This is a genomic window from Piscinibacter sp. PDB5-1, assembly GCF_056676035.1.
On record NZ_JBWVZL010000005.1, the window covers coordinates 507556 to 522701 of the forward strand.

The following is a 15146-nucleotide window of genomic DNA, read 5'->3' on the forward strand; positions in this document are numbered from 1 at the left end:
CTTTGCAGACAGCAGCGCGTGCGGGAAACTTGGCAACCGAGGCAGCGAAAGGCCAGGTCCGTTCAATCGGTCTGTGTGGCGCCGGTTGTTGGGCCAAGCGAGCCGGGCGCTGTCTAACCCTTCCATCGAGCGGAGATCAACCGGCAAGCCGGTTGCTCCCGCTCATGTCAAACGTTAGGTTTCAAGAGATGCCATTCGGTCGTCGTCCCTTTCTCGCGCGCGACTTGGTTCGCGTCGTGGCGGACTCCTTGGGCTCACAAGTTGATGGAAGCAGGCGATTGAATCAGCTGGTCGTCGGGCAAAACGTTCGAAAACTGCCCGACTTCTGGGTCGTTGATGAGCTCACCGGCGAATACCTTCTGCTGCTGAGGCCTGAAATGCGAGAGGACCATGGGCAGGACAGCTTCTTGTTCTTCAGCCATGGCGCGTTGATCGCCATTTGGATGAAGTCAATGCATGACGACGCTTCCATCCAGAACCTTCCTTGCCATCTGGAAGCTCATCGGAGTGCGGTCCAAAGCCGCTTTGTCCAAGCGGTGCGAGAGCATGGAGTTGAGCGATGGATTGAGGGTCAGGTAGAGCCGAAGTTTGTGGAAGACAACCTCAACTTCTGCTCGGACCTATGAAACCTAACCATTCCATCGAGGGGATGCCTTGCCGGCTGCGCCGTCAAGTCACCCCTCATGTCAAACGTTAGACGCCAACAAAATGCGCCTCCTACATCTGATCTCGGTTCTCGCGTCGATAGTGCTGCTGGTCCAGCACGCGAAGGCTCAGTCGAGCTATGAGAACCCGGTCGACAAGAAGACCTACGTCACCTCGGGCCAGTTCAAAACCTACCAGCCAGCCACTCCTCGGGATACAAGAGGCCAGCGCGTCACCACGGGTGGAGTCATCCTCCTAACCGGGGAGCCGCAGCTAAAACAGCGCGTCAAGGTTGAGGATCTCGCTGGCTTTATCAAGGCAGTGGAGGTCCGCGCATACAGCGAACTGGCAAAGAACAAGAAAGCGATGGTTGCGTTGGTTCAGTTCAACTGCCAACCCGAAAAGTGCGAGGTCAAGTTGGCGAGCCAAGGTGACGCTGCCGAATCGACGTTGCAAGCCCTATATGACTCGCTTTCTCGCTTACCTCCACTGAAGGCGAGTGGCGAAGTTGCCTTCCAGGTCAAGTTCGATGTTGGCGCCTAACCCTTCCATCGAGAGGACGCTGCCCGGCAAGCCGGTCAGCGCCTCTCATGTCAAACGTTAGACATCGGCCGATTGAAAGCGGAGCCATGCGAGCAGAAGCGTGCCGAGTTCTTCGTGGGTTGTCCGTCCGTTGGCGGCCAGCGCACCGGCTGAGCAGGTTCACCGGGCGCTTTGCACGCCGCAGAGCTTGCGGGAAACTTGGCTGCCGAGGCGGCGAAAGGCTAGGGCCCTTCAATCGGTCTGCGTGGCGCCGGTTGTTTGGCCAAGCGAGGCGGGCGCTGTCTAACCATTCCATCGAGGGGATGCCCAACCGGCTGCGCCGGTCGGTCACCCCTCATGTCAAACGTTAGACATCGGCCGAAGGAAAGTGATGCCATGCGAGCAGAAGCGTGCCGAGTTCTTCGTGCGCTGTCCGTCCGTTGGCGGACAGCGCACCGACTGCGCGGGTTCGCCAGGCGCTTTGCAGGCGGCGGCGCGTCAGCGAAACTTCGGAGCCAGAGTTGCGAAGGGTTGGCGCAGTCTACGTGGCGCGGGTTAACCGGCCGTGCGAGCCGGTCGCTGTCTAACCCTTCCATCGAGCGGATTCGCCTTCGGCGAACCGCTCATGTCAAACGTTAGACATCGGCCGATTGAAAGCGGTGCCATGCGAGCAGAAGCGTGCCGAGTTCTTCGTGGGCTGTCCGTCCGTTGGCGGCCAGCGCACCGGCTGAGCAGGTTCACCGGGCGCTTTGCACGCCGCAGAGCTTGCGGGAAACTTGGCTGCCGAGGCGGCGAAAGGCCAGGGCCGTTCAATCGGTCTGCGTGGCGCCGGTTGTTTGGCCAAGCGAGCCGGGCGCTGTCTAACCATTCCATCGAGGGGATGCCCAACCGGCTGCGCCGGCCGGTCACCCCTCATGTCAAACGTTAGGCGTCGAATGACAATCCACTCTACCTATCCACTGTTGACTGACTTCATGGAGCAGTTCCTGTTCCAGCTTGCAGCGCCCACATTCGAGGAAGCGGTGGCTGCTTACGGCCTAAACGGGGTGCAGGAAACCAGAGCGCTTGTTGAAGAGATTGATCGCGTACTGGCAAACGTGAGCGATGAGGCCGAGCTCTCCGAATACGTTGCTCGCCACAGCGACTACATGACCGGCACTGGAAAAGAGACACTTGGCGCCGCCAAGGAAATCCTCTCTGCGTGGTTAGCGAAAACCCAAGCGATATGAAGCTGCGGATTTCGCCTTCAGTAGTCGGTCGTCTACCGGCGCGTCAGTGCAAAGTAAGGTGCGCATATGGTCACAAGATGCGCGCCTGCCCCTATACCCATCGCCGATGTTCGCGAGGCTCACAATGATTGGGTCGAGGCCTAACCCTTCCATCGAGCGGATGTCCAACCGGCTGCGCCGGTCGGCCACCGCTCATGTCAAACGTTAGCCGTCAGTTCCACCTATGCCTGAAGTTTCAAGTGAAGTCGTCGCGTTGCTCGGGTACTTGCTCCCTGGCTTCTTGGTCGCTTGGCTGTTTTACGCGCTTACGTCCCATCAGAAGCCAAATCACACAGAACGAGTGATCCAGGCGCTCATATTCAACTTGATGGTTAGCGCGATCGTCGTTGTTCAGAAGCACATTGCACTGCTTCTTGGCGCCCTCGTGACAATAGGAGTCTGGGATGAAGACGCCCAGCTCGTTGCCTCCGTTCTAACCGCACTGGTGCTCGGCTTCGTAATTGCGCACATCGCTAATACCGATGCATTGCATTCGGTATTCCGAAAGTTGAAGATTTCTCAGCGAAGCGCATCGCCCAACGAGTGGTGCACTGTGTTCTCGCCTAGAGAGCAGTTCGTCGTGGTGGAGCTGAAGGATGGCCGACGAGTCTATGGTTGGCCAAAAGTATGGCCGTCAGATCCAGACAAAGGGCATCTCTTTCTAACCTTTGCATCCTGGGTTCATGGCGATCAACCTGTTGAGTTGTCGCAGTCAGAAGGTGTTCTCGTGGACGTGAAGGATGTGTCTCACGTTGAGTTTGTCAAAGCAGAAGGAAACTAGATGAGTACCCGGATTCCGGTTAGTCCTCGCCCGCCTGGTCACCAAGAGAAGGGCGGCAACATCAAGCCTCAGCCAAGCTATCCAAAGCCTCCTCCGCCCCCTCCCCCCCCGCCGCCACCCAAACGCTGACGGCTAACCCTTCCATCGAGGGGATGTCTTGCCGGCTACGCCGTCAAGCCACCCCTCATGTCAAACGTTAGACATCGGCAGCCGAAAGCAGAGCAATGCGGTTCGAGGCTTCGGCGGAACGTGAGCTTCATCGGAGTCGTTGGTCGGTTCTGCGTGGCAGTGGTTTGCGTCCATCGCTGGCCCTGCGGCTGAGCCGCAGAGCCGAGAGTTTGGGTTCGGTGAGGCATCGGCTTTCAGCCCATGCCCGGGGCGGGCAAAGCGCTTGGCGGCTTCTGGGTGCTGCGCCGAGTTCTTCGCGTGCTGTCCGTCCGCTGGCGGCCAGCGCACCGACTGAGGTGGGTCAACGGGTGCTTTGCAGAGAGTGCGGCGTCAGCGAAACTGTTCAGCCAGGGCAGCGTAAATGAAGACGAGGTTGCAAATGAAGCAGGGTGCTTCGCGAGGTCTCGAAGGCCAAGCAAACCGGGCGCTGTCTAACCCTTCCATCGAGGGGATGGTCAACCGGCTTCGCCGGTCGCCCACCCCTCATGTCAAACGTTGAGCGTCACAAGCGAGGGAGAAGCTGTTGAATTCCGCTAAGGCGACCATCCTCGGCTCCCTGCTTGCCCCCATGCCGCCGGCGGCCGTAATGCTTTTCAGCGGCGAGAGTTCTTGGGCCTGGGAAGTGGAATCGATGCTCCAAGAGTTCCTGTTCTTCTATTGGTTTGCCTTTCTTGCCGGGCTACTAATCGGCGAGCCGCTGCTATGGGTCGCCTGTCATCGCCAAGTGGTCAGTTGGTGGTCCGTTCTGGCCTGTGGTGCGTTGACGGGAGCGCTTGCATCTATCCTCGTGCATTCGTTTGATGCCGGTTGGGCTAAGAAACTAGCTCTCTATTCCGTGTCAGGTTTGCTTTCTGCGTTGCTGTTTTGGTTTGTGTGGCGAAAGGGTCTTCAAAGGGTTCACAAGACTTGATTCCACATTCAGTCGGGTCCCGCACATTTCGCGTTTTCGGTGACGCCCAACCCTTCCATCGAGGGGATGCCCAACCGGCTGCGCCGGTCGGTCACCCCTCATGTCAAACGTTAGGCGGCTCGTCCCAGCATGAATCAATTGAAGTTTGCAATTGCCGCACTGCTTGCATTCGGTCTGATCAGCGAGCCCGTAGATGCCGCGCCCTGGAGGGCCCCAGCTACCGGTGAAGGCGCTATCCAGTATGGGAACGTCTCCCAGGCGCTGGATGCGCTGAAGCGCAAGCCTGGCGTCACCATTCATGGGCAGGCGCCGCAACGTGTTCTGATTTCAGAGCCTGACAACAGAACTGAGTGGTCTTTCGTGGAGTTCGATCACCCGGCCTATCCCGCAGTGGTGCGGCGTGTGCTCGGTGCCAGCCCTGACGCTAGGAGCGAGGTTTCCATTCTTTGCGACAAGAAGTCTGTGCATTGCGAAAAGCTTCTATCTATCTACAAGCTCAGGGCCGCCGCGGCTGGAGCGCCACTCCTGGGGCTCCAGCCACCCGCACGGGCGGCATCACAGTGAAGCGCACCAAGCCGCCTAACCCTTCCATCGAGCGGATGCCCAACCGGCTGCGCCGGTCGGACACCGCTCATGTCAAACGTTAGGCATCAGAGGAACCATGCTCTACCTCAGGCAGTTCGCCTTATTGATCGCAAGTTTCATGTTCTGCACGATGGCCCAGGCAGTAGATGAAAACGTTGTCCGAGAAGCTCAGGACGCGCAGAAAGAACTCCACGTAGAACTCCTTGAGCAGGTTAGGCGCGACTTCGAAGTCTTGCGTCAGCGGGAGCTGAGTACGACGGATGCACAAGAGCTGCGCAAGCTAAAAAAGGAGCAGATTCGCCTGGCTGATCTGATCGCAGAAATTGAGCGCAGAATTGAGCGGCCTCCTCGAACGTACTACTCATCCCCAGCAAGAAAAAGCCCGGTCTTCGATTCATATAGAAGCCATGTGGCTCAACGAATAGAAGCGCTCGGTACGTCGAGATTTCCGACGAGCGAGAGTGGTTCGCTCTACGGAATGGTTCTCGTCAACATTGGCATCAATTCAAGCGGAGCTGTTGAATCAGTTGATGTTGTAAAGAGTTCGGGTGTTGCGGAACTGGATCGACATGCAGTTCGAACTGTCAGAGCAGCAGCCCCCTTCAGAGCGTTCAGCAGGGAGATGAGATCGCTGGCTGATCGTCTTGTTCTCGTATTTCCGTTTGACTACACCAGACAAGATGGAAAGTGATGTGGAGTCTGAGCGTCTGCTGCCTAACCCTTCCATCGAGGGGATGCCAAGCCGGCTGCGCCGTCTTGTCACCCCTCATGTCAAACGTTAGGTTTCATGGCCACCCACGAGCAACTCCACAGAACGTTGAGAGCGGCGGCGCAGCTTCTCGACAGCGCTGCCACTCAGATTCGCGATCTCCCGCTACAACCCACGCGTGACAACATTCGACTTGTTGGAGAAGCGCTCGCAGTTGTGTTTCAAGTACAGCACAACATTGAAGTCGAGCGGCCCGAGTTGTCAAAGCAGTACTCGGAACCAACCGAGGAAGAGAGCGCGGCCAATAGGCGGTTCGGCGAGGCTATTCTGGAGGCGGACGACTTGTCACAAGAGCAGTCGAATGAAGCTGCCGCGCTCTTCCTGGAACAATTCGCCCGGCAAGAGCCTTCTGCGCATCACCGAGACCTCGCGCTCCTCGAAGCAGGGCGGTATAGGTTGCGCGATGAAACCTAACCATTCCATCGAGCGGAGATCAACCGGCAAGCCGGTTGCTCCCGCTCATGTCAAACGTTAGACATCGGCTGCCCCACGACTGAGGTCATCGTGTCTGAGCATCAGCGAAGCCCGAGGCGGGCGGTGAGACCTGAAATTGCGACGAGGTCGCATTCTGCGTGGGCTGTCCGTCCGTTGGCGGCCAGCGCACCGGCTGAGCGCATCCGGCACGAGCCACGCTACGAGTGGCGCGCTTGCCGACACCGAAGTGGTTGCCGGCCGTTCCTCCATGGTTTGCCAGGCGCTTCCGGCATGGCAAAGTTCAAAGGCAGCGTTGTCAGGCCATGTGCATGGGTGATGGTCCGAGGTTCCACGGTGCGGGCGCTGTCTAACCCTTCCATCGAGCGGATGCCCAACCGGCTGCGCCGGTCGGTCACCGCTCATGTCAAACGTTAGGCAGCAGAGTCAGAGGGAGATCTTTGTGCGACTACTTACCCTTCCAACTGCCGCGCACGAGTGCGAATCGATGTGGAGGAAGTACGAACTCTATGACGACTTTCTTTCCAACTTCGTTCTTTCCAGAATCGAAGATATGAAAACCGTCGAGTACGAGCTCTTCGACCTCTTCTCGGTTGAGGCTGTCGCGGCAATCCTTCGATCCGGGATCATTACTATCGACGCAAATCGTGCGGGCTCTCGCATGGCAACCTTCGGTTCTTGTGGGGTCACCTCTGGAAGTCTCGGTGATGGCGAGAGGTTTGAGGGACTATTCGCAGACTGGGCGGCCCGTGGTTGGATCACGTTTGTAGCCGAGAACGAGAGCGGGAAGGCCAGCGCGGCAGTGGCGTTGAATGCGATGAGCAGATTTCCTGATCAGAACGATCGATCGTGATCTATTTCAATCTCGCGCTGCCGCCTAACCATTCCATCGAGCGGATGCCAAGCCGGCTGCGCCGTCTTGTCCCCGCTCATGTCAAACGTTGGGCGTCATAGGCATGGACATTGCGACCTTCAAGGCCGTCACCTACGGCGTAGCTACTTCTCTGAGATGGCGGGTTGTGACGATCAGCGAACCGAGCGTCACGCCAAACTTCTGGGCCGCCGAACTCGTGCAAGGAGACACCAGGCACTACTTGCTCTGTTCCGAAAATGGCGATTGGGCGGTGAGTTCAAGCTTCGATTCTGGATGCTCTCACCTACAGTTCGAAGACTGCGAACAGCTGGCATCGCAACTCAAGGACCTGTACCAGATTCACGTATTAAGCAAGATTGAGTTAGAGGCTCCCTTCGCGGCGAGAAGTTGCTTCAGCGAATCCGATGTCGCGTACTGGAAGCCAAAAACCGCGGGCGACGCGCTGTTCAACTGGTGGGATTGAATGTGATTCATCAATACGCATCGCACGTATGACGCCCAACCATTCCATCGAGGGGACAGCCAACCGGCTTCGCCGGTCGTCTGCCCCTCATGTCAAACGTTAGACATCATGGAACCAGCGGCTGTTACTGCGGTAGATGAATTCGCTCGGGTAGCGCACGGCTTTTGCGATTGGTGCGAAGGCGCTGTATCGCTTACCCCAGCTGATGTCGCTGCATCGGTTTGGTTGGCGAAGCTTCACGCTGCCGCACTCACCTTGCCGGACGTCGAACCCGAGAACGAAGACGGGTTGCCCGAGCTTCCCGCGAATGCCGCGGCACTCGCAAAGAAGACGTTTTCGGAGTTCGACGGGCTCTACTACCGGGAGTACTTCGATCCGAACCCCTGCCTCGCGGATGAGTCGGTCGTCGGAGACGTCGGCGACGACCTGGGCGATACATACAAAGACATTCGTGCCGGTTTGCTTCTCTACGACGCAGGCAAGCGCGCTGAGGCACTCTGGTTCTGGTCATTCCTACATCGGATTCACTGGGGTCGTCATGCGGTGGGAGCGCTCTTCGCTCTTCAGTGCGCACGCTGTTTCAGCGCCGATGAGCGGCATGATGTCTAACCATTCCATCGAGCGGATGTCCAACCGGCTACGCCGGTCGGCCACCGCTCATGTCAAACGTTAGCCATCACATGATCCGCGTCGGTTCCAGTGAAGAGTTCAAGAGACTCGTCGATGCACTTGCGCACGACGTTGGAGACGCCAATATCCACTGGCGCCTCTTTCGTGACATCCATCGAGCCGTTGGGGAAGACGAGCATCTTGTTTACCGACAAACACCGACCTTCTGGCATCTCACGCTGAATGCGCACAAGTACGCGGCTCTTCAAAGCATCGCTCGGGCATACGACCAGAATCAGACCTCTCTACATCTGCTCAGTTGGCTCCGAACCATCAAGGAGAACATGCACTTGTTCGCGGAAGCTGAATTCAGGAAGCGCCTTGCAGGGAATCCATTCGTGGATTCCCTCGCGGAACATGTGCGCATCCCCGATCCGGCGCAGCTAGACCGTGATATCGCTGAGTGCTCAGTTCACGATCCGGCGGTGAAGGCGCTGACGCTGCACAGGGGCAACATCACAGCTCATAGGAACGCGAGAGCGACTGCTTCAGGTCGCGATCTGACCGAGGCGTTCGCTGTATCGGTCGCTGATCTCGAGGTCCTCCTCGACAGGGCGCATGTAATCGTCAACCGATACTCAAACCTATTCGCCGCAAAAACATACTCGCGGCAAATCATCGGGCACGACGACTTCACGTATGTCATTCAGTGCGTGAGAGAAGCCACATTGGCCGCTCGGAGGCGCTGCGATGGCTAACCATTCCATCGAGGGGATGTCCAGCCGGCTGCGCCGTCTGGCCACCCCTCATGTCAAACGGTAGATCTCTTGGCGACCGGTGCCCGTCCTGTGTGGCTACGGCCGGACCCAAGCGTTGCAGTTGATCGTGCTGTGCTGGCGTTCTTCGCGCCGATCCGCTTGTTTATCGTTTGGCTGCGGGCGTCCTTCGCTCGCGGGGTTCTGGGTTGCCGTGCGTTGGGCGGCACGCCATCATTGATGCTCAATTCAAGCGGTTGGTTTCTCGGTTTGCTGGGGTCATCGTGTTTGCCCTCGCCAAGAGACCTACCGGGTCGCTCAAGCGGACAGCCTTCGGCTGCCGCTTAGCTCAACGTTAGAACTCAGTTCGCCGCTGAGGCCGTGCCTTCGAGAAGCAACGAATGAAGCGAAGAGTTCTAACGCCGCCTGTGGTGTGCTTCGGCACCACCCAGCGGCTCGGAGCATCGAGCGGGCCTCCACTGTCGGTGGTTTCGGTCGGCATGCCGCACTGGTTGGCGCGGGCTGTCCGTCCGTTGGCGGCCAGCGGGCATAACGTTGGTAATCGAACCTATCGGTTTGTCGAGCGTGCGGTCTCAAACTCTGGCTCGTCTGCCGGCAGTTCCCTGCGGCTCCGGCCACAGAGTTCTAACCACTCCATCGAGCGGACTCGCCTTCGGCGAGCCGCTCATGTCAAACGTTAGACATCGGCCGATTGGTCGTGGTGCCATGCAAGCAGAGACGTGCCGAGTTCTTCGTGGGCTGTCCGTCCGTTGGCGGCCAGCGCACTGGCAGCGCGGGTTCACCAGATGGTGGGCGAGCGGCGGCGCGTCAGCGAAACTTGCCAGCCAGGGCAGCGAAGGGTTGGCCCGGTCTGCGTGGCTCGGGTTAACGGGCCATGCGAGCCGGTCGCTGTCTAACCCTTCCATCGAGCGGATGCCAAGCCGGCTGCGCCGCCTTGTCCCCGCTCATGTCAAACGTTAGGCGTCATCCAACGCAGTCGGAGGTGTGCCAAGAACAAGCGGCGTGTTCTTCGCGCCACGCAAGTTTTCGGCGTCAACCGCCGGCCTTGCCTGCCAAGTTAGCCGTCGGCAAGATACGCCCGGTCCCACGCTGACGTGCCGTAAGTTGTTGCAGGCCCAGAAGTTATTGGCCAAGTCCACCCGTTGTTAGGTGGCACCCCGGCAGGTTATGCGTCACACGGCAGGAAATCTGCCGGATTTCGAAATTACGTTAGACCTCAGTTGTTGCACTAAACCACAGGAACCGAAGATGTCGCTCAGAGAACGTGCAGTTGAAGAATTCAAACGTAGTCCAATTGCAGTGAGTGCAACGGTCGCTGGCGTCCTGATTGCCTTGATAGCTCTGCTCGTGGCTTGGCTTCAATATGCTGGTCCAGCCACCCTAGCTACGTCGAGCCCGGTTGTTTCTCCAGCATCAAATTTTCATCTTACGAATCTCCTACTGGTGACCTCGTTCTTCTTGGCTAGCTCACTGTCACTTGCTTCGCTCATCCATATCCTTGATCGAACGCACCCGTTTCACGCCATGATCTTGTCGATTCCAGCAGCGGTGCTATCGGCGTTCTTTTCTCTACTGGTGCTACAACTCGCGCCCCCTCGCCCGCCGACAGAGCAAACACTCGAACTGGCCAAGGATGCTGCTTTTTGGGCGACTCTCTTCGTCTTTCTTGCAATGAATGGTCGGTCTGCCGCGGCAGGATTGGTCGATTCGAGACCTTCATTTAAATCCGAGTCTGGAAGCGAGAAGTTAAACGACGAAGCGCGCGAAGGCGGCGGAGCGCTGTTCTTTCTCGTTCTGCTACTTCTGGTGTGGGGCGCGCTGGTTTCTGCAGGGATATCTAAGCTAGTCGAGCTATTCCTAAGATAGACAAAGGCTGAACATGCCTAACGGGCTGCTGAGGTCTAACCGTTCCATCGAGGGGACGACTTGCCGGCTGCGCCGTCAAGCCACCCCTCATGTCAAACGTTAGGCGTCGGAAATGCCATCCACAGTTCGCATCTCCAAAGAAGCAGCAGCATTCGTTCTTGCGGCCGCTGCGAAGAATGGGTACGAAAGCCCGGGAGTGGTAGTGCATCGCATCGCTCCAATCGGGGATGTAAAGCGAACCGATGCTGGCGGAACGGAGTGGAAGATCGAACGATCGAACTCTTGGCGCATAGAAGTCAAAGACTTCTCAAAGCACGCCGCCATTCCTGAACTCATCAAAGAGCTAGACGAAGGTCGAATTCAGTTGCTAGTTCTGCCTCCTCAAGTCCAAGCCGCAGTAGAGATATCACTAAAAGCTGGAGAGTTGCATGCCGAGACCCCCGACGCCTAACCCTTCCATCGAGAGGACGTCGCCCGGCAAGCCGGTCGCCGCCTCTCATGTCAAACGTTAGACCTCAGTGTTGGTCCAGGCAGCGTGCCTTCGAAAGCAGTGCAAGTTATGCAAACGGTGCTCGATCAACCGACTGCGCGTTCCGGCCGAGCCTGGCGGTCACGAGCGCCGTGCGGGCATCCACCGGCGGTGGTTTCGTTGGGCAGGTCGCAGCGGCTGACGCGGGCTGTCCGTCCTTTGGCGGCCAGCGCACATAACGTGGGTCATCGGGCCTATCGGTTGGTCGGCCGCGCTGGCTCACACTTCGGCTTGTCTGCGGACATTCCTCTGTGGCTTCGTCCACAGAGGTCTAACCCTTCCATCGAGCGGATTCGCCTTCGGCGAACCGCTCATGTCAAACGTTAGGCGTCTGAAAGGAGCATCGAAGCCATGCTGAAGCAGTACGAAGAGATTGCTGTCCTTGAGCAGGGCGATGATGGCGCTGTCGTCTCAGTGCGTGGTACGGGAGGGCCATCGGTTCTCCTGGGGCCTGTATATCTTGCACACCTGCATCACGTCGCTACTCAGGCAAGGCAAGAGCTAGCCAAAGTCCAGGCAGTCGGCCCGGTACAAAGTCTGGCGCTTCTATGTGCAGAGGTTCAAACCATTCTCGCTACGCACCAAGAGGCTTGCAACAAGTACGAGGGCGGACTGTCCACAACAATGACACTGGCTAGGGCAATGGAAGAGCTTGCGGAGCTGCGGCGTGCACTCGGAAACCTCTAGATCTCATCGAAAGTGCGGGAAGGACTCCTTGGCGACTCCGACGCCTAACCCTTCCATCGAGCGGATTCGCCTTCGGCGAACCGCTCATGTCAAACGTTAGACATCGGCCAAGCACCGACTGAGCGCATCGTGTCTGAGCATCTGCAAAGCCCGGAGCCGTTGGCGAGAGTTGAGTTCGAGGTGGTTCGAGTTCCGAGTGGGCTGTCCGTCCGTTGGCGGCCAGCGCACCGACTGAGCGAGTGCGCCATGAGCTATGCGGCGAGCGGCACGTGCGCAGACCATCGTCACGAGACCACGAGCGGTGCCCTCGGTTCGTTGCACCAAACGGTTCGTCAACAGCGAGGCGACTACAGGCCGTGCTTCCGTGGTTTGCCGAGCGCGTGCCACATGGCACAGTTCAAAGGTGGTTTCGTCCAGGCGCGTGCTTCGTCGAAAGTCCGAGGTCGTGTGGTGCGGGCGCTGTCTAACCCTTCCATCGAGCGGATGCCGAGCCGGCTGCGCCGTCTCGTCCCCGCTCATGTCAAACGTTAGGCCCCATAAGTGACCCCTGAGCGTCGCAAAGAACTGAAGCGGCAAGGCAAGGCGGAAGTTGAGCGCCGGTCGCTCTCACGCAAGGCCGAGTCTGATGCGCTACTTCCAGACATGCTTGCGGCACTAGCTCACTCTGGTCGACCGCCGTCGGACACATCGCGCCTGAGCGACGATGAGCTTTCACGCAGCAAACGGGAGGCATGGTTGGCCTCCGCGAAGCCGGTGCTTCATCGAGAGCGGCTGCATGACGAGTTCGTCTCGCTGCCGGATACCAAGCGGAAGTGGGCAGGCCATCCATTCAGCTACCTGTTATGCAAAAAGTGCGGCTCTGCCCTACCGGAAAAGTCGCGGCCTGCTTTATTGAAGCTTTCACGCTGCGCATGCGGGAACATGCGGCGTCTTCAGCTGGCGCGGCGCCAGTGGCTAACAGTAAGAGAAAAGGCGATGGTGCTTCCGGTTGCGCTCTTTGGGCGAGCAGACAATCAGAATGTGGCCTAACCATTCCATCGAGGGGATGCCCAACCGGCTGCGCCGGTCGGTCACCCCTCATGTCAAACGTTAGGCCTCGCAAGTAGCCAAGAGAACGCTGTCATGTTTTACAAGCCAAAGAAGCCGAATCCTTCAGTGCAAGATGAGTTGCTCACCAACGAAGAGATCGAGGCAGAGTACTTTCCTGGCGCAGTGCAGTTGGTGCCCAGTCAACCAGACATCGATCTCAAATCGTTGAGATTCATTGACGGCGAATGGGAAGGATCAACAACGCATATTGATGTGGTACTTTGCGGTACTGAAGTTGCTCCGAGCGGGAGCGCCCTGCACACGCTGCAGGAGGTGCTTCTTCACTGGGAGAATATAAAGGAATATTCCATTGCGGTAGCTCGTTCGTTCACTCGCGATGAAGGTCACTGGTCAATTGATTCAATCAACCTTGGTGTACAAGCGACTAAAAATGAAAGCGACTTCATTGTTGAGCTTCACCTGTCGCCAGAAAACGGATCGAACGCATACGAATACACGTCGTTTCTGGCGTGCTTCAAAGCACCGAGCTCGCTAGGCAATATCAAGTTTTCAGTTCACCGCTTCGTGGTCGAATTTCAATGAGTCCGCGCGCCGCGGCGAGGCCTAACCTTTCCATCGAGCGGATGCCCAACCGGCTGCGCCGGTCGGCCACCGCTCATGTCAAACGTTGGGCGTCAGCGGAATCCGAGGTGGTTGTTCGTGCGGTGCTAATCGAACAAGGTGACGTTGGGCGCAACAACGTAGAGTCAGAAGGTTGAGGCCGCCGCTATCGCGGGGAGAGGCGATTGAGGTCCATCGCGGGATTCGGAGGTGAGGTGGTGAAGCGGTGGCAAAAGGCTGCGTCGTCGGCTGCGTCCCGCATGGCGGCGGAGGCCGAGCCGACGCCCAACCATTCCATCGAGCGGACTCGCCTCCGGCGAGCCGCTCATGTCAAACGTTAGACATCGTCCGAAGGAAAGCGGTGCCATGCGAGCAGAAGCGTGCCGAGTTCTTCGTGGGCCGTCCGTCCGTTGGCGGCCAGCGCACCGGCAGTGCCCGTTCACCAAGTGGTTTGCAGGCGGCGGCGCGTTGGCGAAACTTAGCAGCTAGGGCAGCGAAGGTCTCGTGCGTTCAGCGTGGCTCGGGTCAACGGGCCATCCGAGGCGGTCGCTGTCTAACCATTCCATCGAGGGGATGTCTTGCCGGCTGCGCCGTCAAGCCACCCCTCATGTCAAACGTTAGACCTCAGTGTTGGGCCAGGCAGCCTGCCTTCTAAAGCAGAGCGAGTTATGCAAACGGTGCTTCATCAAACGACTGCGCGTTCTGGTCAAACTTGGCGGCCGCGCGCATCGTGCGGGCATCCGCTGGTGGCGGCTTCGGTCGGCAGGTCGCAGCGGTTGACGCGGGCTGTCCGTCCGTTGGCGGCCAGCGCACGTAACGTGGGTCATCGGGCCTATCGGTTTGTCAGCCGTGCTGGCTCAATCTGCGGATCGTCTGCGAGCATTCCTCTGTGGCTTCGTCCACAGAGGTCTAACCCCTCCATCGAGCGGATTCGCCTTCGGCGAACCGCTCATGTCAAACGTTGGGCGTCACCAATGACCATACGTACCCACCTTGCCACTCTTGTTCTTGTATTGGCTTCCTCCTTGCCGTTCGGGGTCGTGAGTGCACAAAGTCCGCAGGAAACGCAGCAGTTATCTCAGTCCACTGAGGCTCTTGCACTGCAGCCGAGGTCCGCTGCGTACGGTCGATTCATTGACCTGCACCTGATCTCAGCTCCGCATGCGGACAAGGGAATACAGGGATTCATTGATCGAGCGCGGAAAGGAGACAAAGACGCCTTTGCTTTCGTCAGCTTCTTGATCTGGCAAGGCTATGCGGGCTTTCGCGCGAGCCAGGTTAACGCCAAGATTGCGCTTTCATCAGCAGTGAACGACGGCAGTGCAACCGCCGCATACCTCATCGGGGAAACGTTCGTCCAAGCGTCAGTACGAGATGACTCTGAGCGGGCGCAGCGCTACGCCGATGCCTTGCACTGGTATGGAACCGCTGCAGGCATGGGTGAAGCTCGCGGGCATGATCGGGCTCTTGAGATCATTAAGGTCCTAGCTCCGTCGAACCAGGAGCATCGCCGCGCGTTCATGAGCCTTTACAACGCCGGCTTAGAGCAGGGTGCACGAGCCAAACGGGAGGCACAGCCGAAGTGACGCCCAACCATTCCATCGAGCGGACT

16 protein-coding genes are annotated in these 15146 nt (G+C 58.4%); all 16 read left to right on the forward strand.

What is annotated here, in order from left to right; genetic code table 11:
• Positions 1-278: 278 nt before the first annotated feature.
• The 16 genes from AC1KAT_RS21200 (at position 279) to AC1KAT_RS21275 (ending at position 15120) form a co-directional block, all read left to right on the forward strand.
• The gene (locus AC1KAT_RS21200; RefSeq protein ID WP_480329137.1) at positions 279-626 is read left to right on the forward strand and encodes a hypothetical protein; all 348 of its coding nucleotides are present in this window, start codon (positions 279-281) and stop codon (positions 624-626) included.
• A gap of 121 nt (positions 627-747) precedes the next feature.
• Entirely contained in the window at positions 748-1188 is a 441-nt protein-coding gene (locus AC1KAT_RS21205; protein ID WP_480329138.1) for a hypothetical protein, read from the forward strand.
• 953 nt (positions 1189-2141) lie between these two features.
• Positions 2142-2396 (forward strand): hypothetical protein, encoded by a 255-nt coding sequence (locus AC1KAT_RS21210; RefSeq protein WP_480329140.1) that lies wholly within the window; start codon positions 2142-2144, stop codon positions 2394-2396.
• A gap of 223 nt (positions 2397-2619) precedes the next feature.
• A complete protein-coding gene (locus tag AC1KAT_RS21215; RefSeq protein WP_480329142.1) occupies positions 2620-3216 on the forward strand; it encodes a DUF6338 family protein in 597 nt (198 codons plus the stop codon).
• 691 nt (positions 3217-3907) lie between these two features.
• Positions 3908-4294, forward strand: coding sequence for a hypothetical protein (locus AC1KAT_RS21220; protein ID WP_480329144.1), 387 nt, complete (start codon positions 3908-3910; stop codon positions 4292-4294).
• A 129-nt stretch (positions 4295-4423) separates the two neighbouring features.
• Complete coding sequence (locus AC1KAT_RS21225) at positions 4424-4858, forward strand: hypothetical protein (protein ID WP_480329146.1); 435 nt, start codon at positions 4424-4426, stop codon at positions 4856-4858.
• Positions 4859-4955: 97 nt separating this feature from the next.
• Positions 4956-5570, forward strand: a complete 615-nt coding sequence (locus AC1KAT_RS21230) for a TonB family protein (protein ID WP_480329148.1) — start codon at positions 4956-4958, stop codon at positions 5568-5570.
• A gap of 96 nt (positions 5571-5666) precedes the next feature.
• On the forward strand, positions 5667-6062 hold the full coding sequence (locus AC1KAT_RS21235; RefSeq protein WP_480329150.1) for a hypothetical protein: 396 nt from the start codon (positions 5667-5669) through the stop codon (positions 6060-6062).
• A 505-nt stretch (positions 6063-6567) separates the two neighbouring features.
• The gene (locus AC1KAT_RS21240; protein WP_480329152.1) at positions 6568-6933 is read left to right on the forward strand and encodes a hypothetical protein; all 366 of its coding nucleotides are present in this window, start codon (positions 6568-6570) and stop codon (positions 6931-6933) included.
• 103 nt (positions 6934-7036) lie between these two features.
• On the forward strand, positions 7037-7417 hold the full coding sequence (locus AC1KAT_RS21245) for a hypothetical protein (RefSeq protein WP_480329154.1): 381 nt from the start codon (positions 7037-7039) through the stop codon (positions 7415-7417).
• 108 nt (positions 7418-7525) lie between these two features.
• On the forward strand, positions 7526-8026 hold the full coding sequence (locus AC1KAT_RS21250) for a DUF5063 domain-containing protein (protein WP_480329156.1): 501 nt from the start codon (positions 7526-7528) through the stop codon (positions 8024-8026).
• 71 nt (positions 8027-8097) lie between these two features.
• Positions 8098-8784, forward strand: a complete 687-nt coding sequence (locus AC1KAT_RS21255) for an AbiU2 domain-containing protein (RefSeq protein ID WP_480329158.1) — start codon at positions 8098-8100, stop codon at positions 8782-8784.
• Between the two features lie 1266 nt (positions 8785-10050).
• On the forward strand, positions 10051-10668 hold the full coding sequence (locus AC1KAT_RS21260) for a hypothetical protein (protein WP_480329159.1): 618 nt from the start codon (positions 10051-10053) through the stop codon (positions 10666-10668).
• Positions 10669-10780: 112 nt separating this feature from the next.
• Positions 10781-11119 (forward strand): hypothetical protein, encoded by a 339-nt coding sequence (locus AC1KAT_RS21265; protein WP_480329161.1) that lies wholly within the window; start codon positions 10781-10783, stop codon positions 11117-11119.
• 1887 nt (positions 11120-13006) lie between these two features.
• Complete coding sequence (locus AC1KAT_RS21270; protein WP_480329163.1) at positions 13007-13516, forward strand: hypothetical protein; 510 nt, start codon at positions 13007-13009, stop codon at positions 13514-13516.
• 992 nt (positions 13517-14508) lie between these two features.
• Positions 14509-15120 carry a hypothetical protein gene (locus tag AC1KAT_RS21275; protein ID WP_480329165.1) on the forward strand — a complete coding sequence of 204 codons (612 nt, stop codon included), beginning with the start codon at positions 14509-14511 and terminating at the stop codon, positions 15118-15120.
• Positions 15121-15146 lie beyond the last annotated feature (26 nt).